The organism is Frigoribacterium sp. Leaf8 (genome assembly GCF_001421165.1).
In the GTDB taxonomy this organism is placed as follows: Bacteria; Actinomycetota; Actinomycetes; order Actinomycetales; family Microbacteriaceae; genus Frigoribacterium.
This window is the reverse complement of record NZ_LMKB01000006.1, coordinates 428,910-450,554: the sequence shown is the minus strand read 5'-3', so window position 1 is coordinate 450,554 and position 21,645 is coordinate 428,910. Positions and strand designations below refer to the sequence as shown.

Sequence of the window (21,645 nt, the reverse complement as noted above, 5' to 3'; positions counted from 1 at the left end):
ACGCTACTGACGATCGCCCGAGAGGAACCGCGTGCGCACCATCGAGACCCACCTCGCCGAGGTCACGGCCGTCGTCGAGGCGGCCGTGCGGGCCCGTCCGGTCGACGCGTTGGTGGTGAGCCCCGAGGCGCTCGCCTCGCGCTCCGACCGGTACCGCGACCGCGTCCTCGCCGCCGACGTCGTCGCCCCGATCGACCTGCCGCCCTTCGCCAACTCGCAGATGGACGGCTACGCCGTCTCGACCGCCGGGCTCGACCCGGACGCGCCCACCAGCCTCCGGGTCGCCGCGCGCATCCCCGCCGGGCGGGCCGCCCCCGACCTGGTCTCCGGCGCCGCGGCCCCGATCATGACCGGCGCGGCCGTCCCCGCCGGTGCCGACGCGATCGTGCCCATCGAGAAGGTCTCGCCGGACGCCTTCCCTCCCGTGGGCGTCGAGGCCGTCGTCGAGGTGCCGTCGGGCGTCGCCGCCGGGGCCTTCGTCCGCGCCGCGGGCAGCGACGTCGCCGCGGGCTCCGTGCTCTTCGCGGCCGGGACGCGACTGACGCCCGCGCGGTGGGGCGTGCTCGCCGCCTCCGGGATCGACGCGGTCGAGGTACGGAGCCGCCCGCGCCTCCTGCTGGTGTCGACCGGCGAAGAGCTCGCCGCACCCGGTGCCCCGCTCGGGCCCGGCCAGATCCACGACGCAAACGGCGTCGCCCTGGCCGCGGCGCTCGCCGAGGTCGGCGTCGTCGTCACCTCCGCCCGGGTGACCGACGACGCGGCCGCCCTGCTCGCCGTCGTCGCCCGCCACGCCGACGAGGTCGACCTCGTGCTCACGAGCGGCGGGGTCAGCGCGGGTGCCTACGAGGTCGTCCGCGACGCCTTCGAGGGTGCCGGCGTCACGTTCGGTCCGGTCGCCATGCAACCGGGCGGGCCGCAGGGCTGGGGGACGATCCGCGTGCACGACCGAGAGCTGCCCGTCGTCTGCTTCCCCGGCAACCCCGTCAGCTCGCTCGTGTCGTTCGAGGCCTTCCTGCGCCCCGCCCTGCAGGGCGTCACCGGCGTCGGCCTGCCCCGACGGCGATGGACCGTGCCGATGGCGCACCCCGTGGACTCGCCGGTCGGCAAGCACCAGCTGCGTCGCGGCCGGGTCGACGTCGACGGGCGCGCCCACCTCGTCGGCGGGCCGAGCTCGCACCTGCTCGCCGCCCACGCCGAGGCCACCGTGCTCGTCTCGATCCCCGTCGGGGTCGACCGCGTCGACGCGGACGACCGGGTCGAGGTCTGGGCGCTCGACGACCCCGCCCCCCACGAGAAGGCCGACCGATGACCCCGACCCCGCCCGACGTGCCGCCGACCGACGCCCCGACCGACGCCCCGCTCTCGCACGTGCGCGAGGACGGCACCGCGCACATGGTCGACGTGACCGGCAAGTCCGAGACGAAGCGGATCGCCACCGCCCAGGCCGTGCTGACCACCCGGCCCGACGTCGTCGCGCGACTGGTCGACGGATCGCTGCCCAAGGGCGAGGCCCTCGGCACCGCCCGCATCGCCGGCATCCTGGCGGCCAAGCAGACGCCGACGCTCATCCCGCTGTGCCACCCGCTGCCGCTCGGCGCGATCACCGTCGACTTCGAGACCACGGAGGCGCAGGTCACCGTGATCGCCCGCGTCTCGACCCGGGGCGTCACCGGGGTCGAGATGGAGGCCCTGACCGCCGCGTCCGTCGCGGCCCTGACCCTCTTCGACATGATCAAGGCGGTCGACGCGCTCGCCGTGATCGGCGAGATCAAGGTGCTCGACAAGCAGGGCGGCAAGTCGGGGGACTGGTCGCGATGAGCGGCGCCCCGCACGAGACGGCCGACGTGACCGCGCCCGGCGTGACCGCGCCCGGCGTGACCGCGCCCGGCGTGACCGCGCCCGACGAGACCGCGCGCCGTCGGGCCGTCGTCGTCGTGGCGTCCACCCGGGCCGCCGCCGGCACCGCCGACGACACGACCGGGCCGGTCATCCGCGACTGGTTCGTCGCGCGGGGGTGGCTGGTCGAGGGGCCCGTCGTCGTGGCCGACGGCGAACCGGTCGGCGCGGTGCTCGAGGCCGCCCTCGAGTGGGGCGTCGACGCCGTCGTCACCACCGGCGGCACCGGGGTGTCGCCGACCGACGCGACGCCCGAGATGACCCTGCCGCTGCTCGACCGCGAACTGCCCGGCATCGCCGAAGAACTCCGGCGCAGGGGTGCGGCCTCGACGCCCCTGGCCGTCCTCTCCCGGGGGCTCGCGGGCGTGGCCGGCGGCACCTTCGTCGTCAACCTGCCCGGCTCGCGCGGCGGGGTGCGCGACGGGCTCGCGGTCCTCGAGGACGTCCTCGACCACGTGGTCGACCAGTTGCACGGGGTCGACCACGCCCAGAACCGCCATCCCAGTCCCGAGGGGGCCGCATGACCACCGACGATCCGACCCTCCTGCCCGGCGGCGCCTCCGCCGGGGCGCCCGCCGCGCCTCCCGCCTCCGAGCGCGTGCTGCTCGCCCGCGTCGTCGACGTGACCGTGTCGGTGGCCGAGTGCTCCGCGCTCGTGACGAGCCGCGCCTCCGGGGCGGTCGTGACGTTCGAGGGCGTCGTCCGCGACCACGACGAGGGGCGGGGGGTCGAGGCGCTGCACTACGAGGCGCATCCGACGGCGACCGAGGTGATCCACGAGGTCGCGGTCGCCGTGGCCGAGGCGCACCCCGAGGTCGCGATCGCGGTCGAGCACCGCTACGGCGACCTCGTCGTGGGCGACGTCGCGCTGGCCTGCGCGGTGGCGTCGGCCCACCGCGCCGAGGCGTTCGCGGCCTGCGCCGCGCTCGTCGACGAGGTCAAGGCCCGCACCCCGATCTGGAAGCGCCAGGAGTTCACCGACGGCTCGGACGAGTGGGTGGCGTCGCTGGGCTGACCCCGGTCGCGCACCGTCGAGTCGGCCGCCCGGCCCGGGCCGTCTACGCTTCTGTGGTGGCTCATCTACTCGGCGCAGAAAACCTCCGTCTCGAATTCCCGACCAAGGTCGTCCTCGACGGGGTGACCCTCGGCATCGACGAGGGCTCCCGCATCGGTGTCGTCGGCCGCAACGGTGACGGCAAGTCGACGCTCATGTCGGTGCTCGCGGGTCGGCTCGAACCCGACGACGGTCGTGTCACGACCCGTCGCGGCCTGACCATCGGCATGCTCGACCAGCGCGACGTCCTGCCCGAGGGCGCCACGGTCGGCAGCCTGATCGTCGGCGACCGCGACGAGCACGAATGGGCCGGCGACGCGCGCATCCGCGACGTCATCTCGGGCCTCGCCACCGACATCCCGTGGGAGGCGCGGGTCGAGGACCTCTCCGGAGGTCAGCGTCGACGCGTGGCCCTCGCGACCCTGCTCGTCGGCGACTGGGACGTCCTGTTCCTCGACGAGCCCACCAACCACCTCGACGTCGAGGGCGTCGCCTGGCTGGCGCAGCACCTCTCGCGTCGCTGGTCGACGAATTCGGGCGCCCTCGTGGTCGTGACCCACGACCGGTGGTTCCTCGACGAGGTCTCGACCGACACCTGGGAGGTCCACGACGGCATCGTCGAACCCTTCGAGGGCGGCTACGCGGCCTACGTGCTCCAGCGCGTCGAGCGGGACCGCATGGCGTCCGCCTCCGAGGCCAAGCGCCAGAACCTCATGCGCAAAGAGCTCGCCTGGCTCCGTCGCGGGGCCCCGGCGCGCTCGACCAAGCCCAAGTTCCGCATCGACGCGGCCAACGAACTGATCGCCGACGAGCCGCCCGTGCGTGACGCCGTCCAGCTGTCGCAGATGGCGACCGCTCGCCTCGGCAAGGACGTCGTCGACCTCGTCGAGGTCGGCGTCTCGTTCGGCGACAAGCGCGTGCTGCAGGACGTCGAGTGGCGCATCGCGCCGGGGGAGCGCACCGGCGTGCTCGGCGTGAACGGCGCCGGCAAGTCGACGCTGCTGAAGGTCGTCACCGGGGCCATCGCCCCCACCGAGGGGCGCGTCAAACAGGGCAAGACGGTCAAGTTCGCGATCCTCGACCAGCAGCTCGCCGACCTCCACGAGGTCGCGCACGAGCGGGTGAACGACGTCATCGGCCGGCAGCGCACCTCGTACGTCACCGGGGGCAAAGAGATGACGCCCGGGCAGCTGCTCGAGCGCCTCGGCTTCACCAGCGCTCAGCTGCAGACCCCCATCAAAGACCTGTCCGGTGGCCAGAAGCGCCGCCTGCAGTTCCTGTTGATCCTGCTGAACGAGCCGAACGTGCTCATCCTCGACGAGCCCACCAACGACCTCGACACCGACATGCTCGCCGCGATGGAGGACCTGCTCGACGGTTGGCCCGGCACCCTGCTCGTCGTCTCGCACGACCGGTACCTGCTCGAGCGCGTCACCGACCAGCAGTACGCCGTGCTCGAGGGCCGCTTCCGGCACCTGCCCGGGGGCGTCGACCAGTACCTGCAGCTGCGTCGCGAGGCGACCCAGAACCAAGGAGGCGCGACCGACCGCCCGACGGCCGTCCAGGGGGCCTCGGCATCGGTCGCGGCCTCGGCCGCCGCCTCGGGCCTGTCGGGAGCCGAGAAGCGCAACGCCGAGAAAGAGCTCGGATCGATCGACCGCAAGCTCGCGAAGGCCTCGGGCGAGCGAGAGACCCTGCTGGCCCAGTTCGCCTCCTTCGACCAGTCCGACTTCGACGGCCTGGCCGCGTTGCAGGCGAAGCTGACGGCGCTCGACCACAAGACGGGCGAGCTCGAGGTGCGCTGGCTCGAGCTGAGCGAGTTGCTGGCGTAGCGAGCGAGCGAGCGAGCGGGCGAGCGGGCTGGCGTGCTCCGCAGGTCGCCCCGACTCAGTCGCCGAGCGTGAGGCTCAGCGTCCGCAGCAGGTCGGTCAGGCGGCGGCGGTCGTCGTCGCTGAGGTCGCTGAGCAGGGTGCCCTCGGCCGTGACGAGACGTTCGATCGCGGCGTCGACCGCGCGCCGTCCGTCGCCCGTCATCGTGACCAGGATGCCCCGGCCGTCGTTCGGGTCGGTGCGGCGTTCGACCAGGCCGCGGGCCACGAGCCGGTCGATGCGGTTGGTCATCGCGCCGCTCGAGACGAGGGTCTGCTGCAGCAGCGTCTTGGGGCTCAGCTGGTAGGGGGCACCGGCCCGACGCAGCGCCGAGAGCACGTCGAACTCCCACGACTCGAGGTCGCTGGCGGTGAACGCCTCGCGACGGGCGCGATCGAGGTGCTTCGACAGCCGCCCGACGCGCGAGAGCACCTGGAGCGGCGCGAAGTCGAGGTCGGGTCGCTCGTGGCGCCACGCCTCGACAATGCGGTCGACCTCGTCCTGCTCGGGCATCAGCCCATCATGCCCGAGGCCGTCGTCGGGTGCGGGAGGCGCGGTGCGGCCCGGCGGGCCCGTCGCCCCGCGCGGGCACCTCGGTCGAGTCGTGGTCTGGCAGAATGGACCGGCGCGCACGCGCGGTCCGCCATGGTGTAACGGCAGCACGACAGCCTTTGGAGCTGTTAGGTCTAGGTTCGAATCCTGGTGGCGGAGCCCCGAGCGTCGCAGGTCGCGGTCGGCTCGTCGGGTCCGTCCCGCCCCGACCGCGGGCGCCCTGGCGTCCATCCGACGACGAGGACTCCTGCCATGTCGAAGACCGATCCCACGCCATCCCTCGTCCGGGCCGTCCTGCTCGGCGTCCTCAGCGGGTCGCGCTCGGCGACGCCGCTCGCCGTCCTGGCCCTGAACCACGACGCCCAGGAGGCGCGGGGCCCCTGGCAGCGCTGGCGCCTGTTCCGCTCACCCCTCGGCCGCGGTGCCCTGGTGGCCGCGGGCCTCGGTGAGCTCGTCGGCGACAAGCTGCCGGCCACGCCGAGCCGGGTCGGTGCCGGCCCGCTGTTCGGTCGCGCGGTCTCCGGCGCCGTCGCGGGGATCGCGATGGCCGGCACCGGCCGTCGCGGCACCCCCGTGGCCGCAGCGCTCGCCGGGGCGTCCGGCGCCCTCGTCGGCAGCTGGCTCTTCTACCGGGCACGGAAGGCCGTCGTCGACGGGACCGGGTTGCCCGACGTCGCCGTCGCGCTCGTCGAGGACGCCGTCGCGGTCTCGGGCTCGGTCGCCGTCGTCCGCTCCCGCTGACTCCTCACCACCGCGTCTCGGCGTCGGCGGCGTCCCCACGCCGGGCGGGTGACCCGTGGTCGGGCGGCCTCCCGTGGGAGGATCGGCGGTGATCACGCGCCACCCCTCACCAAGGAGCACCATGCCCGAACGTCAGCTCGCCGTCGTCGTCCTCGCCGCAGGGCAGGGCACCCGCATGAAGTCCTCGACCCCGAAGGTCCTGCACCGCCTGGCGGGGCTGCCGCTGATCCAGCACGTGCTCGAGAGCGCCGGCGCGCTCCGGCCCGACCACCTCGTCGCCGTGGTGCGGCACGAGCGCGACCTGGTCGTCGCGAGCGTGCTCGACACCGCCCCGCACGCGCTCGTCGTCGATCAGGACGACGTGCCCGGCACCGGTCGAGCCGTCGAACAAGCGGTGGAGGCGCTGCCCGCCGAGTTCACCGGCGACGTCGTGGTCGTCAGCGCCGACGTGCCCTTCCTCGACCACGCGACGCTCACCGCCCTGCTCGACCAGCACCGTGCCGCCTCCGCCTCGGCGACGCTGCTGAGTGCCGTGCTGCCCGACGCCACCGGCTACGGGCGGGTCGTCCGCCGCGAGTCGGGCGACGTCGACCGCATCGTCGAGCACAAGGACGCCACCGACGACGAGCGGGCCGTGCGCGAGATCAACTCGGGCACCTACGTCTTCACCGTCGCCGCCCTGCGCACCCACCTGCCCCGCATCGGGTCGGCCAACGCGCAGAACGAGAAGTACGTCACCGACATGGTCGGCCTGCTCACCGGTGCCGGCGAGGTCGTCGCCGCACGGGCGATCGACGAGACGTGGCGCCTCGAGGGCATCAACGACCGCGTGCAGCTCGCCGCCGCGGCCCGTCGGCTGAACGACCGCATCGTCGAGCACTGGCAGCGCGAAGGCGTCTCGATCGTCGACCCGCAGACCACCTGGATCGACCGCGACGTCTCCCTCAGCCCCGACGTCGAACTGCTGCCGGGCACCCAGCTCCGCGGCGCGACCTACATCGCCCCGGGCGCGGTCGTCGGCCCCGACACCACCCTCGTCGACACCGAGGTGGGCGAGGGGGCGACCGTCAAGCGCACGGACGCGACGCTCGCCGTCATCGGTGCCCGCGCCTCCGTCGGGCCGTTCGCGTACCTGCGTCCCAACACGCTCCTGTCCGCCGACGGCAAGATCGGCACCTTCGTCGAGACCAAGAACGTGCAGATCGGCGCCGGGTCGAAGGTGCCGCACCTCAGCTACGTGGGCGACACCGAGGTGGGCGAGGGGTCGAACATCGGCGCCGGCACCATCACGGCCAACTACGACGGCGTGGACAAGCACCGCACCGAGGTCGGGTCGCACGTCCGCACCGGGTCGCACAACGTCTTCGTCGCCCCCGTTAGGATTGGCGACGGAGCGTACACAGGCGCCGGAACGATCGTCCGCAAAGACGTGCCGGCCGGTGCCCTGGCCTTGAGCATCGCTCCACAGCGCAATGCGAGCGGATGGGTCGAGGCGAACCGCCCCGGCTCGGCGGCTGCCGAGGCCGCCGCTCGCGCCGAACGAACGACCGACTGAACCCGGTCGGGTTGGCCCCTCGGGGCCGGAGAGCGAGTGACGTGTCCGGAATCAAGATCACCGGCGAGAACCGACTCGTTCTGATCTCGGGGCGTGCGCACCCCGAACTGGCCAACCAGATCGCCGCCGAGCTCGGCAGCGAGCTGATCCCGACCGACGCCCGCACCTTCGCCAACGGCGAGCTCTACGCCCGCTTCGACGAGAGCGTCCGTGGCTCGGACGCCTTCGTCATCCAGTCCCACTCGGCGCCGATCAACGAGTGGCTGATGGAACAGCTGATCATGGTCGACGCCCTGAAGCGGGCCTCGGCGAAGCGCATCACCGTCGTGGCGCCGTTCTACCCGTACGCCCGGCAAGACAAGAAGGGCCGGGGTCGCGAGCCGATCTCCGCCCGGCTCGTCGCCGACCTCTTCAAGGCGGCCGGAGCGCACCGCATCATGAGCGTCGACCTGCACGCCCCGCAGATCCAGGGCTTCTTCGACGGCCCGGTCGACCACCTCTTCGCCATGCCCGTGCTGCTCGAGCACTTCCGCGCCAAGCTCGACAACACCACCCTGACGGTGGTCTCGCCCGACATGGGCCGCGTTCGCGTCGCCGACATCTGGAGCGAGAAGCTCGACGCCCCCCTCGCGATCATCCACAAGCGCCGTGACCCGTTGGTGCCGAACCAGGTCACCGTCCACGAGATCGTCGGCGACGTCTCGGGTCGCGTGTGCCTGCTGGTCGACGACCTGATCGACACCGGTCGCACCATCGTCAAGGCCGCCGAGGCGCTCAAGGCCAACGGCGCGATCGGCGTCGTGGTCGCCGCGACCCACGCGGTCTTCAGCGACCCCGCCCCTGAGATCCTCAACAGCGAGTTCATCGACTCGGTCGTCGTCACCGACACCCTGCCGCTCACCGAGCACCAGAAGTTCGACAAGCTCGAGATCCTGCCCATCGCCCCGCTGATCGCCCGGGCCATCCACGAGGTCTTCGACAACGGCTCGGTCACCTCGATGTTCGACGGCGCCGCGTAGCCCCCGCCCGACACCTCCCGTCGCCTCGGCGCACGGAGTCGACCGGCCCGACCCGCCTGGCCCCGACCGCCCGGCTCGCCTGGCTCTCCGACCGCCCGGCTCGCCTGGCTCCGACCGCTCGGCTCGCCTGGCTCCGACCGCTCGGCTCGCCTGGCCCCGACCGGCCCGGCTTGCTCGTCCGATGTCGGCAACTCCGGAGTCCGGCTGCGCCGCGCCTCCTGCGGGCCGTTTCGGCGGTCGTTCTCCTGACTTGCCGACGTGGACCTGCTCGCCCCCACCGGGCCGCTCGGCCCCGACCGGCCCGGCTTGCTCGTCCGATGTCGGCAACTCCGGAGTTCGGCTGTGCTGCGCCTCCTGCCCGCCGTTTCGGCGGTCGTTCTCCTGACTTGCCGACATGGATTTGCTCGACCCGCCCGCCCGCCCGGCCCGTGCCGCCTGGGTCACGCGACCGGCAGGCCACGGCCCGGCCCGAGCGGCCCGCCTGGCCCGCGACCTGCCCGTGCGAAGTCGGCAACTCCGGAGTTCGGCTGCGCCGCGCCTCCAAAGGGCCGATTCGGCGGCCGTTCTCCTGAGTTGTCTACATCGACGTCGGAAGCTCCGAGGTCCGCTGCGGCGGAACGACGAACGGGCGTGCCCGACGCCGGCCGCCGCAGCGGCACCGCATCGAGGGGCACGCCCGTCAGGACGCAGGAGGCGCGGTGAGCGCCCCTGCACCCGTCAGTGGGTCGACGGCTCCGTCTCGATCTCGGCCCTGTCGCCCGACCAGAGGGTGTGGAACGTGCCCTCCTCGTCGACGCGCTGATAGGTGTGTGCCCCGAAGAAGTCCCGCTGCCCCTGGATGAGGGAGGCGGGCAGGCGTTCGGACGCGAGCGAGTCGTAGTACGACAGAGCCGAGGCGAAGCCGGGCACGGGGATGCCCGAGAGGGCGGCCTTGGCCACGATGCGGCGCCAGGCCTCTTCGCCGTCTCGGACGGCCGCGGCGAAGTAGTCGTCCTCGAGCAGGGTCGCGATCGACGCGTCCTTCTCGTAGGCGTCGACGATGCGGTTGAGGAACTGTGCCCGGATGATGCAGCCGCCGCGCCAGATCTTGGCGATGGCGCCCTTGTCGATGTCCCAGTCGTACTCGTCGGCACCGGCGATGATGGCGTCGAAGCCCTGGGCGTAGGCGACGATCTTCGAGGCGTAGAGCGCCTTCTGCACGTCGTCCTCGAAGCCGTCGCCGGCCTCCTGGATCTCGGGCCGTCCCTGCAGGGTCTTCTGCACGGCCGAGCGCTGGGCGGGCTTCGACGACACGGCGCGGGCGAAGACGGCCTCGGCGATCCCACCGACCGGCACGCCCAACCCGACGCTGTTCTGCACGGTCCAGACGCCCGTGCCCTTGGAGCCGGCCTGGTCGACGATCGAGTCGACGAGCGGGCCGCCCGTCTTGGCATCCGTCTGGCGGAGCACCTCGGCCGTGATCTCGATCAGGTACGACTCGAGCTCGCCCTTGTTCCACTCCTCGAAGACCGAGGCGATGGCGGCGGGCTCGTGGCCGCCCACCCGGCGCAGCAGGTCGTACGACTCGGCGATGAGCTGCATGTCGGCGTATTCGATGCCGTTGTGGATCATCTTGACGAAGTGGCCCGCGCCGTCGGCCCCGACGTGCGTGACGCAGGGCTCGCCCTCGGCCACCGCCGCGATCGACGCCAGGATCGGGCCGAGCGTCTCGTAGGCCTCCTTCGAGCCGCCGGGCATGATCGACGGCCCCTTCAGGGCGCCTTCCTCGCCGCCCGAGATGCCGGCGCCCACGAAGTTCAGTCCGCGCTCCTTGAGGGCGGCCTCTCGTCGGCGGGTGTCCTGGAAGTTCGCGTTGCCGCCGTCGACGATGATGTCGCCCTCGTCGAACACGTCGGCGAGCTGGCTGATGACGGCGTCGGTGCCGCGACCGGCCTGCACCATGACGATCGCGGTGCGCGGCTTCTGCAGGGATGCGGCGAAGTCCTCGATCGACTTCGAGGCGATGAACCCGGCGTCACCGTGCTCGTCCATGAGGGTGTCGGTGCGCTCGGGGGAGCGGTTGTAGACGGCGACCGTGTTGCCCTCGCGACTGGCCAGGTTGCGCGCCAGGTTCGAGCCCATGACGGCCAGGCCGACGACTCCGATGTTCGCGTGGGCGGTGGACTGCGATGCTGCTCCGTGTTCGGTCACGGTGCCTCCTTCTCGGTCGGTGGTGTTCGCAGACTATGCCTCGGTGCCGAGCGTCCGACAGGCTCCGTCCGTACCCCTCCACGGCGGCTCGCCTAGGGTTGACGCAACCGTTTCCCCGATCGAAGGCCGTCCGTGACCGACCAGCCCCACCCCGCTCCCTTCCCGCCCGTCGTCGTGATGGGGGTCTCCGGATCGGGCAAGTCGACCGTGGGCGAGCTGTTGGCCGAGACCCTCGGCGTCCCGTTCGTCGACGCCGACGACCTGCACCCCGAGGCCAACCGGCTCAAGATGGCCGCCGGGCAGCCGCTCGACGACGACGACCGGTGGCCGTGGCTCCGCCTCGTCGCCGACCGCATCGCCGCGGCGGGCGACGACTCGGTGGTCGTCGCCTGCTCGTCGCTGAAGAAGGCGTACCGCGACGTCCTGCGGGAGGGCGACCCGCGCCTCCGGTTCGTGCACCTGACCGGCGTGCGCGACCTCGTCGCCCGACGTCAGCGCGAGCGCAAGGGGCACTTCATGCCGGCCGGCCTGATGGAGTCGCAGTTCGCCACCCTCGAGCCGCTGACCGACGACGAGGCCGGTTTCGAGGTCGACGTGGAGCCCGGTCCCGACGACGTCGTGGCGGCCGTGACGGCCCACCTCGGGGCCGTGCGACGAGGCGAACTCGGGCACTGACGAGCCCGACTCGGGCGCTGAGGGGGCGCCCTCGCGGACGGACGAGCCGAGGAGGCGCGGGTTGGCGACACGCCCGGCCGACGTGTAACCTTGGTAGCTGAACCTCGGCGAGGGGTGCTCCGGCACCCGTGATCGACGCGGTAGGCAGGCGCTCGGTGCTCACGCACCACTCGTGCAGCGGTGATCGTCCCTCGGGCGGCACCCCTCGGGTTGCGGGTCCTTCCTCACGCGATTCGCGTTCGAGTTGACACCGACCACACACCCCCGGGCCGTCACGGCCCCTGCAAGGAGACGACATGTCCGACCAGAACAACCTCAGCGCCCTCGTGCGCACCAGCTTCGGCAAGGGCGCGGCCCGCAAGATCCGTGCCAAGGACCAGATCCCCGCGGTCATCTACGGCCACGGCACCGACCCCCAGCACGTCACGCTGCCCGGTCACGAGACCATGCTGATCACGCGTCGTGCCAACGCCGTCATCACGCTCGACATCGAGGGCACGAACCAGCTCGCCCTCGTCAAGGACATCCAGCGCGACCCGGTCAAGCAGACCATCGAGCACATCGACCTCATCGTCGTCCGCCAGGGCGAGAAGGTCACCGTCGAGGTGCCCGTGCACGTCGAGGGTGAGTCGGCTCCCGGCACGATCCACGTCGTCGAGCTCAACGCCGTCGAGCTCGAGGTCGAGGCCACGCACATCCCGCAGAACGTCGTCGTCTCGATCGAGGGCCTCGAAGAGGGCGCCCAGATCTCGGCGGCCGACCTCGTGCTGCCCAAGGGCGCGACCCTGGTCAGCGAGCCCGAGACCCTCGTGCTCGCCGTCTCGGTGCCCCAGCTCGACCTGACGACCGACGCGGTCTCCGACGAGGACGGCGAGGCCGCCGAGGCCGAGGGCGACGTCGAGTCCATCGAGGACGAAGAGCGCTCCGAGTAACACGACGCAGCTCGAACACCCTGCCGGCGCAGACCCACTGAGAGAACGACGACCACGACGATGGCACTCGACGACCAGTGGCTCGTGGTCGGGCTCGGCAACCCCGGGCCCGGCTACGCCGGCAACAGGCACAACGTGGGGCAGATGGTCCTGGCCGAACTGGCCGACCGACTCTCCACCGGGTTCAAGAACCACCGCACGAACGCGACGGTCGCCGAGGGGCGCACCGCTCCCGGCGGCCCTCGCTTCGTGCTGGCCAGGCCCGCGACCTTCATGAACGTCTCGGGCGGGCCGACGCAGGCGCTGTTGAAGTACTACGACCTCGACGTGTCGCGGCTCATCGTCGTCCACGACGAGCTCGACATCGACTTCGACGTCGTCCGGCTGAAGCACGGTGGCGGCCACGGCGGCCACAACGGCATCCGCGACATCATCGCCGCCACGGGGTCGAACGAGTTCACCCGGGTTCGTGTCGGCATCGGCCGTCCGCCCGGCAGGCAGCCAGCCGCCGACTTCGTCCTCAAGGACTTCTCCTCCACCGAACGCAAAGAACTTCGGTTCCTGGTCGCCGACGCGGCCGACGCGGTCGAGATGATCGCCACCGACGGACTGACCGCGGCGCAGCTGAAGTTCCACACCGCGAAGAGCTGACGCGTCCGGAGCCCGGCCGACCACGGACGTGGTCGAGTCGCGGACCGCGACGAGCGGGTCCGTCCCGCCGGTGACCGACCTCCGGGCGCCTCCCGGTGTCGCCGACAGCGAACCCCGACCGCGGTGTCGGTGGTGCCGCGTAACATCGTGCGGGTGATACTCGCGGGCTTGATCCAGGCGCTCTCGCGCGCCTCCACGTTCTCTGCCGCCCTCGACCGGGCCGCACGCAGCACCGATTTCTCCGTCGTCGACGGCCTCCGCGTTCCCCTGCTGGCCGGTCTGCTCGACCGTCGCGAGGGTCCGCAGGCGATGCTGGTCGTCACGGCCACGGGCCGGGAGTCCGAGGCGGTGCGGGGGTCGCTCACCAGCTACCTGCCCGAGGCCGAGGTCATCGAGTTCCCCGCGTGGGAGACCCTGCCCCACGAACGTCTCAGCCCCAGCGCCGAGACGGTCGGCAAGCGGATCCACGCCCTGCGGCGTCTCGCCACCTGGCGGCAGGAAGCTGCCGAGGCGCCGGGTTCCGTCCGCCCCATCGTCGTCGTCGCCGGTGTGCGCGCCGCCCTCCAGCCGCTCAGCGACAACCTCGTCGAGCTCGACCCCGTGCGGCTCACCGTGGGCGAGCGCGGCCACGACCTCTCGGGCATCGCCGTCCATCTCGTCGACCTGGCGTACGCCCGGGTCGACATGGTCACCCGCCGTGGCGAGTTCGCCGTCCGCGGCGGCATCCTCGACGTGTTCCCGCCCACGGCCGAACACCCGGTGCGCGTCGACTTCTTCGGCGACGAGGTCGACCAGATCCGTCGGTTCTCCGTGGCCGACCAGCGAAGCCTGGACGGCGAGGTCATGTCGGTCGAGCTGCCGCCGAGCCGCGAGATGCTGCTCACCGAGGCGGTCCGTCAACGGGCTCGCGAGATGCAGCACGAGTTCCCCAGCCTGTCGCAGATGCTCGCGAAGATCGCCGAGGGCATCCCGGTGGAGGGCATGGAGAGCCTGGCACCCGCGCTGGTGCACCGGCTGGTGCCGGTGACCCACTACCTGCCGGCCGGCGCCTCCATCGTCGTCCTCTCGCCCGAGCGGGTCGTGTCGCGCGCCCAGAGCCTGGCCGAGACGAACCGCGAGTTCCTGTCGGCCGCCTGGAACGCCGCGACGGCCGGTGCCGAGGCGCCCATCGACCTCGACTCCGGCGACTTCCTCAGCCTCCGCGACCTGCGTGACGCGGCGGGCGACCGGTCCTGGTTCACGATGAGCGGCTTCGACTCGGGCGAGGTGCTGTCCGACGACGAGGCGGTCGCGGCGGCCGGCGACTACGTCCGCGTGGACGCGGCCGTCGTCCCGAGTTTCAGCGGACACGCCGAGGGGGCGCTCGAGCACGTCGTCGAGCGCGTACGCGACGGCTGGTCCGTCGTCGTCACGGCCCGTGGCACGGGGCTCGTCGAGCGGGCCCGAGACGTCCTCGCCGAGCGCGAGGTCGCCGCCCGCCTCGAGGAGAGCCTGCCCGAGACCCTCGAACCCGGCGTCGTCCACCTCGTGGCCGGTGGTGTCGAGGCCGGCTTCGAACTGATGGAGTCCAAGATCGCCGTCCTCGGCGAGTCCGACTTCTACGGCCGTTCGGCCAACTACGACTCGCGTCAGGTCAAGAAGCTCGCGACCCGACGCAAGAACGTCGTCGATCCCCTCCAGCTCAAGCCGGGCGACGTCGTCGTGCACTCGACCCACGGCATCGGCAAGTTCCTCGAGCTCACCAGCCGCGAGGTGTCGAGCGGTGGCAAGAACGCGGTCAAGCACTCTCGCGAGTACCTCGTGCTCGAGTACGCGCCCTCGAAGCGCGGTTACCCCGGCGACAAGCTCTACGTCCCGACCGACCAGCTCGACCTGCTCAGCCGCTACGTGGGTGGCGAAACCCCGACGCTCAGCAAGATGGGCGGCGGGGACTGGGCGGCCGCCAAGGGCAAGGCACGCAAGGCCGTCCGCGACATCGCGGTCGAGTTGGTCAAGCTCTACTCGGCCCGCATGGCGAGCAAGGGCCACGCGTTCCCGCCCGACACCCCGTGGCAGCGCGAGCTCGAAGAGGCGTTCCCGTTCGCCGAGACCCCCGACCAGCTCACGACCATCGACGAGATCAAGGCCGACATGGAGCGCCCGATCCCGATGGACCGCCTGCTCTCGGGCGACGTCGGCTACGGCAAGACCGAGGTCGCCGTCCGAGCGGCGTTCAAGGCCATCCAGGACGGCAAGCAGGTCGTCATGCTCGTCCCGACGACCCTGCTCGTGAAACAGCACTTCGACACCTTCAGCGATCGCTTCGCCGGGTTCCCCGTGCACCTCCGCAGCCTCAGCCGGTTCCAGTCGGCGAAAGAGTCCAAGGAGACGATCGCCGGGCTCGGCGACGGCACCGTCGACATGGTCATCGGCACCCATCGACTGTTGAGCGAGGGCATCTCGTACAAGGACGTCGGCCTCGTCATCATCGACGAAGAGCAGCGTTTCGGCGTCGAACACAAGGACGCCCTGAAGAAGCTCAAGACCAACGTCGACATCCTGGCCATGTCGGCGACCCCGATCCCGCGGTCGCTCGAGATGGCCGTCACGGGCATCCGCGAGATGTCGACCCTGGCCACCCCGCCCGAGGACCGCCACCCGATCCTCACCTTCGTGGGCCCCGAGAGCGACCGGCAGAAAGCCGCCGCGATCCGGCGCGAACTGCTGCGCGAGGGCCAGGTGTTCTACGTGCACAACCGCGTGTCGAGCATCAACCGCATCGCGGCGCAGATCGCCGAGCTCGTGCCCGAGGCCCGCGTCGCCGTCGCCCACGGCCAGATGGCCGAGTCGACGCTCGAGCAGGTGATGGTCGATTTCTGGGAGCGCAAGTTCGACGTCCTCGTGTCGACCACCATCATCGAGACGGGTCTCGACATCGCCAACGCCAACACGTTGATCATCGACCGGGCCGACAAGTACGGTCTGAGCCAGCTGCACCAGCTGCGTGGGCGGGTGGGTCGAGGCCGGGAGCGCGGCTACGCGTACTTCCTCTACGACGCCGACAAGCCGCTCAGCGAGACCGCACAGGACCGCCTCGAGACGATCGCCGCCAACAACGAGCTCGGTGCGGGCATGCAGGTCGCCTTGAAAGACCTCGAAATCCGTGGGGCCGGCAACCTGCTCGGCGGTGAACAGTCGGGGCACATCGCCGGGGTCGGTTTCGACCTCTACCTCCGCATGATCGGTGAGGCCGTCAGCTCCTTCCGCGGGGACGTCGCCGAGGGGCAGACCGAACTCCGGCTCGAACTCCCGGTCGACGCCCACGTCCCCGAAGAGTACGTCGAGAGCGAGCGGCTGCGCCTCGAGGCCTACCAGAAGCTCTCGACGGCCAGCTCGCCCACGTCCACCGACGACCAGATCGACTCGGTGCTCGACGAACTCACCGACCGTTACGGTGAGCCCCCGGCACCTGTGCTGGCGCTGATCGAGGTCTCCCGCCTGCGTCGGGCGGCCCAGAAGGCCGGTCTCAGCGAGGTCGTGGTCATGGGCAGCAACCTGCGGGTCTCGGGCGTCGACCTGCCCGACAGCATGCAGGTCCGCCTGCAACGGATGTACCCGGGTGCGCGGTGGTTCGCGCAGACGAACGCCGTCAGCGTGCCCCTGCCACGAGCCCATGGGCAGGCACCGAGCGACGACGAGTTGATCGTCTGGGTCGAGCAGCTGCTGTCGGCGATCTACGCGGCCCCGGTCGCGCGTCCGGCGACCGACACGGCCGCGGCGAGCTGACCGTGTCGCGTCGCCCGGACGGAGCCCACGACGAGGAGGCGCGGGGCGCCTCCGAACCCGGGGCGGGCGCTCGGCTCGACGAGCTCGTCCGCGTGGTCGACGCCCTCCTCGCCGACGAGGGCGGGTGCGCCTGGAACCGTGCGCAGACCCCACGGTCCCTGGTGACCTACCTCGTCGAAGAGACCTACGAGCTCGTCGACGCGATCGAGGACGGCACCTCGGACGACGTCCGGGAGGAGCTCGGGGACGTGCTCTACCAGGTGGTCCTGCACGGCGCCCTCGCCGCCCGCGCCTCCTCGGGGTCGTTCGACCTCGCCGACGTCGTGCGTGACGTCGTCGAGAAGACCGTGCGGCGTCACCCCCACGTCTTCGGGGCCGACCGGGCCGACGACGTCGACGAGATCGTCCGACTCTGGTCGGCGGCGAAGGCCGACGAGAAGTCGCAGCGGACGAGTGCCTACGACGGCGTCCCCGTCGGGCAGCCCGCTCTCGCGCGCGCCCAGAAGCTCGATGCGCGACGGGCTGCCGCAGGTGGCGTCCGCCCCGAGCCCGATCGGGCACCGACCACGACGTCGGGCACGGAGGTGACGGGCACGGAGGTGACGGGCACGGCGGCGGTGGACACGGCGGCGACGGACGCCCTGGCCGAGTCGCGCGAACTCGCGTGGGGCCGAGGGCTGCTCGCGCAGGTCGACGAGGCCACCGACCGGGGCATCGATGCCGAGCGCGCGCTCCGGGCCGCCGTGCGCGAGCGCGAGATTCTCCTGCGGCGAGACGAGGCCGAACCGGCCGAAGGCGGGCAGCTCGAGGGCGGCCAGGCGGAAGACGAGCAGCCCGAAGGCGGGCAACCCGGGGGCGCCCAGGCCGGAGGCGGGACGATCGAGGGCCGTCCCGTCGAGCAGGTGCCCCCTCAACCCGAATGAGGGGGCACCTCGGCCTCGCCCGCTCAACCCGAATGAGCGGCTAGGCCGGCGCTCGTCCACCAGAGGGTCGGCCCGAGGGGCAGCGACCCGGTGGGGTCCGAGTGGTGTCCTCAATGTAGAGGATGTGTGTTGACATGTCAAAAGCCGACATGTCGGTGCACTCGGCGTCCCGCCCGGGGTGCTCGGGGGGCCTCGCGGATGCCGGTCGACCGACCGGTCGGCCACGACAGACGTCTGTTATGGTCCACTACGACGACGGCGACCGCGCAGGGCGAGTACGACTCGTCGGCACGAAGGAGCGGCACCATGCCTCGCAAGCCTGATCCCACCCGCAAGCCCGAGCTCCTCGGCCAGATCCTCGAGCACCTCCGGGGTCGCTCCCTCGCCACCGTGTCGTTCCGCACCCTGGCCGAGGCCCTGGGGGTCAGCACGTACGTCTTCGTCTACCACTTCGGCAACCGGGCAGAGCTCATCGCCGAGATCGTCCGCGCGGTCGTCGCCCGCAACGACGCCTTGCTGTCGGTCGCGGTCTCCGAGCTCGACCGCGAGGCCTTCGGCAAGCACCTCGCGAAGGTCTGGCACGAGGTCACCACCGAGCGGGGCCGAGACCTGCACCGCCTCGAGCTCGAGGCGGCCCTGCTCGAGACCGTGGCGGGTGAGGTCGGCGGCACTGCTCGCGGGGCGGTCGGACGGTGGGTCGACCACGTGGCGGGCTGGGTCTCGGCGAACGGGGTCGCGCCGGCCGAGGCCAAGGTCGCGGCACGGGTCTTCGTCGATGCGTTGTTCGGCCTGCAGTACGACGCCATCGTCTCGGGGGACGGGCGTCGTGCGTCCGCAGCGTACAAGCATGCCGTCGAGACCCTCGTCTCGCGCGTTCCTCAGCACTGACCCTGCTCGCCGTCGGCCTCGGGGTGGGTGGAACCTGATGGTGTCGGCGGGCGTCGGGTCGGGCTGAACCGGGCCGAGCGCTCAGCGCCCGGCCCGGCCAGGGCCCTCACCGCAGGGAAGGGAGGGCCGAGTGGTGTGACCGACACGCAACCCGATTCGCGCCGACCACCCGAGAAGACCATAACGTAGAATGTGACATGCCTGCAAGTCGGTGCCGACGTCAGGGGTGCGGCGTCTCTGGGATGATGTCCTCATGCCGACCCCCGTCAACCCGCCGCGCGGCATGCGCGACCACCTGCCCGCCGACAAGAGGCGCCGCGAGGGCGTGCTCTCGGTCATCCGAGGCGTCTACCGCTCCTACGGCTTCGACGAGATCGAGACGCCCGTGGTCGAAGAGAGCTCGCGCCTCCATTCCGGGCTCGGGGGCGACAACGAGAAGCAGGTCTTCGCCGTCCTCCGGCGGGGCCTCGACCTCGACGACCTGCGATCGGCCGAGAGCGTGCTCGGACTCGCCGACCTCGGACTCCGCTTCGACCTGACGGTGCCGCTCGCGCGCTTCTACGCGTCGCACCGAGCCGAGCTGCCGACGGTCTTCCGCTCCGTGCAGATCGCCCCGGTGTGGCGGGCCGAGCGTCCGCAGAAGGGCCGCTACCGCCAGTTCGTCCAGTGCGACATCGACGTCCTGGGCGAGGCCGGGCCGCTGGCCGAGATCGAACTGATCCAGGCCACGACCGCCGTGCTCGACGCCCTCGGCCTCACCGGCACGACGATCCGCGTGAACGACCGCCGCATCCTGCTGGCGATGCTCGCCCACTGGGCGGTACCCGAGGCGCTGACCGACCAGGCGCTGATCGTCGTCGACAAACTCGACAAGATCGGCGTCGACGGCGTCGTCGCCGAACTCGCCGACCTCGGCGTCACCACGCCGGGTCTCGGCGACGCGCTCACCCAGCTGGCCGGCGCCTCCTGGGCCACCGGTGAGGCCACGGACGTCCCCTGGCTCGACCGTGCGGCGTTCGCCGACCTCGTCGCGCTGCGCGAGGCGCTGCCGGGGTCCACCCTCGAGTTCGATCCGACCCTGGTCCGCGGCATGGGGTACTACACGGGCACGATCTTCGAGATCGCCCACCCGGACGTGCCCTATTCCCTCGGCGGCGGCGGTCGCTACGACGGCATGATCGGCCGCTTCCTCGGCAGCGACGTGCCCGCGGCCGGTTTCTCCCTCGGCTTCGAACGCCTCGTCGACCTCGTGACCCTCGAGGCCGACGGCGACGAAGGGCTCGCGGTGGTCTACGACAAGAAGGTCGAACCGGTCGAGCTGCTCGCCCTGCAGCGCGCGTTGCTGGCGGGCGGCGAACGGCGCGTGCGCCTCGAGAAGAAGGCCAAGAACTTCACCAACCAGCTCGACGGACTGGCGGCGGCGGGGTTCGGCCGCTTCGTCACCGTGCGCGGGGGCGAGTCGGCCGCCGACCTCGAGGTCCGCACGATCGGCTGACCGTCGCCGACGGCTCCTCGCCACGAACCAGGGCAGGAGGCGCGGCTAAGCTGGGCCGCGGACCTCGCGTCCCCAGACGAACGACTACTAAGGAGCTCTCCAGTGGCAGCAATCGACGCCGTAGGCGCCCGCGAAATCCTCGACTCGCGGGGCAACCCCACCGTCGAGGTCGAGGTCTTGCTCGAGGACGGCACGGTGTCGCGTGCGGCCGTCCCCTCGGGTGCATCGACCGGGGCCTTCGAGGCCTACGAGCTCCGTGACGGCGACAAGAGCCGTTACCTCGGCAAGGGCGTGCTCAAGGCCGTCGCCGCCGTGATCGACGAGATCGGCCCCGAGGTCGAGGGCCTCGACGCCACCGACCAGCGCCTGATCGACCAGGCCATGATCGAACTCGACGGCACCGACAACAAGAAGCGTCTCGGCGCGAACGCCATCCTCGGCGTCTCGCTGGCCGTGGCCCGGGCGGCGGCCGACTCGGCCGACCTGCCCCTCTTCCGCTACCTCGGCGGGCCGAACGCGCACACGCTGCCCGTCCCCATGCTCAACGTCATCAACGGCGGTTCGCACGCCGACAGCAACGTCGACATCCAGGAGTTCATGATCCTGCCGGTCGGCGCGTCCTCGTTCGCCGAGGCGCTGCAGTGGGGTGCCGAGACGTACCACGCCCTGAAGAGCGAGCTCAAGGCCAAGGGCCTCTCGACCGGTCTGGGCGACGAGGGTGGCTTCGCGCCGAACCTCGACAGCAACCGCGCCGCGCTCGACCTGCTCGTCGAGGCCATCACCAAGGCCGGCTTCACCCCGGGCAAGGACCTCGCCCTGGGTCTCGACGTGGCCTCGAGCGAGTTCTACGCGGACGGCAGCTACACCTTCGAGGGCGAGAAGCGCGACTCGGCCTTCCTCGCGAACTACTACGCCGACCTCGTCGCGTCGTACCCCCTCGTCACCATCGAGGACCCGCTCGACGAGGACGACTGGGAGGGCTGGGCCCACCTGACGAGCGAGATCGGCTCGAAGACGCAGATCGTCGGCGACGACCTGTTCGTCACGAACCCCGAGCGACTCGCCAAGGGCATCAAGGCCGGCGCTGCCAACTCGATCCTCGTGAAGGTCAACCAGATCGGCACGCTGACCGAATCGCTCGACGCCGTCGCGCTCGCCCAGCGCAGCGGCTACACGACGGTCCTCTCGCACCGTTCGGGTGAGACCGAGGACACCACGATCGCCGACCTCGCCGTCGCGACCGACGCCGGCCAGATCAAGACCGGTGCCCCCGCCCGCAGCGAGCGCGTGGCGAAGTACAACCAGCTCCTCCGCATCGAGGAAGAGCTCGGCGACGCCGCGGTCTACGCCGGGTACAGCGCTTTCCCGCGCTTCTCCGCCTGACGCGACCCGCGCCTCCTCGGGGCCCGTCCTGCTCGTGCGGGGCGGGCCTCCGTCGTT

18 protein-coding genes, 1 tRNA gene and 1 pseudogene are annotated in these 21,645 nt (G+C 71.6%); 18 read left to right on the top strand and 2 right to left on the bottom strand.

Going from position 1 to position 21,645, the window contains the following annotated elements; all coding sequences use genetic code 11:
- The first annotated feature begins 31 nt into the window (after nt 1–31).
- From glp to ASL10_RS16715, 6 genes and pseudogenes are all read left to right on the top strand, one after another.
- On the top strand, nt 32–1,309 hold the full coding sequence (gene glp, locus ASL10_RS13615; RefSeq protein ID WP_082460593.1) for a gephyrin-like molybdotransferase Glp: 1,278 nt from the start codon (nt 32–34) through the stop codon (nt 1,307–1,309).
- Entirely contained in the window at nt 1,306–1,818 is a 513-nt protein-coding gene (gene moaC / locus ASL10_RS13610) for a cyclic pyranopterin monophosphate synthase MoaC (protein WP_056048856.1), read from the top strand. The genes glp and moaC overlap by 4 nt, the downstream gene beginning before the upstream one ends.
- Nucleotides 1,815–2,420, top strand: coding sequence for a MogA/MoaB family molybdenum cofactor biosynthesis protein (locus ASL10_RS13605; RefSeq protein ID WP_082460592.1), 606 nt, complete (start codon nt 1,815–1,817; stop codon nt 2,418–2,420). The genes moaC and ASL10_RS13605 overlap by 4 nt, the downstream gene beginning before the upstream one ends.
- Nucleotides 2,417–2,911, top strand: a complete 495-nt coding sequence (locus ASL10_RS13600; protein WP_082460591.1) for a molybdenum cofactor biosynthesis protein MoaE — start codon at nt 2,417–2,419, stop codon at nt 2,909–2,911. Before ASL10_RS13605 ends, ASL10_RS13600 begins: the two co-directional genes overlap by 4 nt.
- Nucleotides 2,890–3,436, top strand: a pseudogene (locus ASL10_RS16720) (ATP-binding cassette domain-containing protein); the annotation flags it as partial. The gene ASL10_RS13600 and the pseudogene ASL10_RS16720, both read left to right, overlap by 22 nt.
- Before the next feature lie 191 nt (nt 3,437–3,627).
- A complete protein-coding gene (locus tag ASL10_RS16715) occupies nt 3,628–4,782 on the top strand; it encodes an ABC-F family ATP-binding cassette domain-containing protein (protein WP_369794404.1) in 1,155 nt (384 codons plus the stop codon).
- A 55-nt stretch (nt 4,783–4,837) separates the two neighbouring features.
- Here ASL10_RS16715 and ASL10_RS13590 read toward each other — a convergent pair whose 3' ends face one another.
- The gene (locus ASL10_RS13590) at nt 4,838–5,332 is read right to left on the bottom strand and encodes a MarR family winged helix-turn-helix transcriptional regulator (RefSeq protein WP_056048853.1); all 495 of its coding nucleotides are present in this window, start codon (nt 5,330–5,332) and stop codon (nt 4,838–4,840) included.
- 126 nt (nt 5,333–5,458) lie between these two features.
- Here ASL10_RS13590 and ASL10_RS13585 point away from each other — a divergent pair.
- From ASL10_RS13585 to ASL10_RS13570, 4 genes are all read left to right on the top strand, one after another.
- Nucleotides 5,459–5,530, top strand: a tRNA-Gln gene (locus ASL10_RS13585).
- A 93-nt stretch (nt 5,531–5,623) separates the two neighbouring features.
- Complete coding sequence (locus ASL10_RS13580; protein ID WP_056048850.1) at nt 5,624–6,112, top strand: DUF4126 family protein; 489 nt, start codon at nt 5,624–5,626, stop codon at nt 6,110–6,112.
- Between the two features lie 121 nt (nt 6,113–6,233).
- Nucleotides 6,234–7,667 (top strand): bifunctional UDP-N-acetylglucosamine diphosphorylase/glucosamine-1-phosphate N-acetyltransferase GlmU, encoded by a 1,434-nt coding sequence (gene glmU / locus ASL10_RS13575; protein WP_056048847.1) that lies wholly within the window; start codon nt 6,234–6,236, stop codon nt 7,665–7,667.
- A 41-nt stretch (nt 7,668–7,708) separates the two neighbouring features.
- Nucleotides 7,709–8,686 carry a ribose-phosphate diphosphokinase gene (locus ASL10_RS13570; RefSeq protein ID WP_056048844.1) on the top strand — a complete coding sequence of 326 codons (978 nt, stop codon included), beginning with the start codon at nt 7,709–7,711 and terminating at the stop codon, nt 8,684–8,686.
- Nucleotides 8,687–9,403: 717 nt separating this feature from the next.
- Here ASL10_RS13570 and gndA read toward each other — a convergent pair.
- Entirely contained in the window at nt 9,404–10,807 is a 1,404-nt protein-coding gene (gndA, locus tag ASL10_RS13565) for an NADP-dependent phosphogluconate dehydrogenase (RefSeq protein ID WP_056049268.1), read from the bottom strand.
- Nucleotides 10,808–11,008: 201 nt separating this feature from the next.
- Between gndA and ASL10_RS13560 the strand changes: the two genes are divergently transcribed.
- The 8 genes from ASL10_RS13560 to eno all read left to right on the top strand — a co-directional run bounded on the left by ASL10_RS13560 (nt 11,009) and on the right by eno (nt 21,588).
- A complete protein-coding gene (locus tag ASL10_RS13560; protein WP_235452828.1) occupies nt 11,009–11,551 on the top strand; it encodes a gluconokinase in 543 nt (180 codons plus the stop codon).
- 296 nt (nt 11,552–11,847) lie between these two features.
- On the top strand, nt 11,848–12,483 hold the full coding sequence (locus tag ASL10_RS13555; protein WP_056048841.1) for a 50S ribosomal protein L25/general stress protein Ctc: 636 nt from the start codon (nt 11,848–11,850) through the stop codon (nt 12,481–12,483).
- A 60-nt stretch (nt 12,484–12,543) separates the two neighbouring features.
- Nucleotides 12,544–13,134, top strand: coding sequence for an aminoacyl-tRNA hydrolase (pth, locus tag ASL10_RS13550; protein WP_056048838.1), 591 nt, complete (start codon nt 12,544–12,546; stop codon nt 13,132–13,134).
- A 153-nt stretch (nt 13,135–13,287) separates the two neighbouring features.
- Nucleotides 13,288–16,899, top strand: a complete 3,612-nt coding sequence (gene mfd, locus ASL10_RS13545) for a transcription-repair coupling factor (RefSeq protein ID WP_056049261.1) — start codon at nt 13,288–13,290, stop codon at nt 16,897–16,899.
- Nucleotides 16,900–16,901: 2 nt separating this feature from the next.
- The gene (locus ASL10_RS13540; RefSeq protein ID WP_056048833.1) at nt 16,902–17,822 is read left to right on the top strand and encodes a MazG nucleotide pyrophosphohydrolase domain-containing protein; all 921 of its coding nucleotides are present in this window, start codon (nt 16,902–16,904) and stop codon (nt 17,820–17,822) included.
- Between the two features lie 306 nt (nt 17,823–18,128).
- On the top strand, nt 18,129–18,710 hold the full coding sequence (locus ASL10_RS13535; RefSeq protein WP_056048830.1) for a TetR/AcrR family transcriptional regulator: 582 nt from the start codon (nt 18,129–18,131) through the stop codon (nt 18,708–18,710).
- Between the two features lie 253 nt (nt 18,711–18,963).
- Entirely contained in the window at nt 18,964–20,205 is a 1,242-nt protein-coding gene (gene hisS, locus ASL10_RS13530) for a histidine--tRNA ligase (protein WP_056048829.1), read from the top strand.
- Between the two features lie 102 nt (nt 20,206–20,307).
- On the top strand, nt 20,308–21,588 hold the full coding sequence (gene eno / locus ASL10_RS13525; RefSeq protein WP_056048826.1) for a phosphopyruvate hydratase: 1,281 nt from the start codon (nt 20,308–20,310) through the stop codon (nt 21,586–21,588).
- Nucleotides 21,589–21,645: the final 57 nt, after the last annotated feature.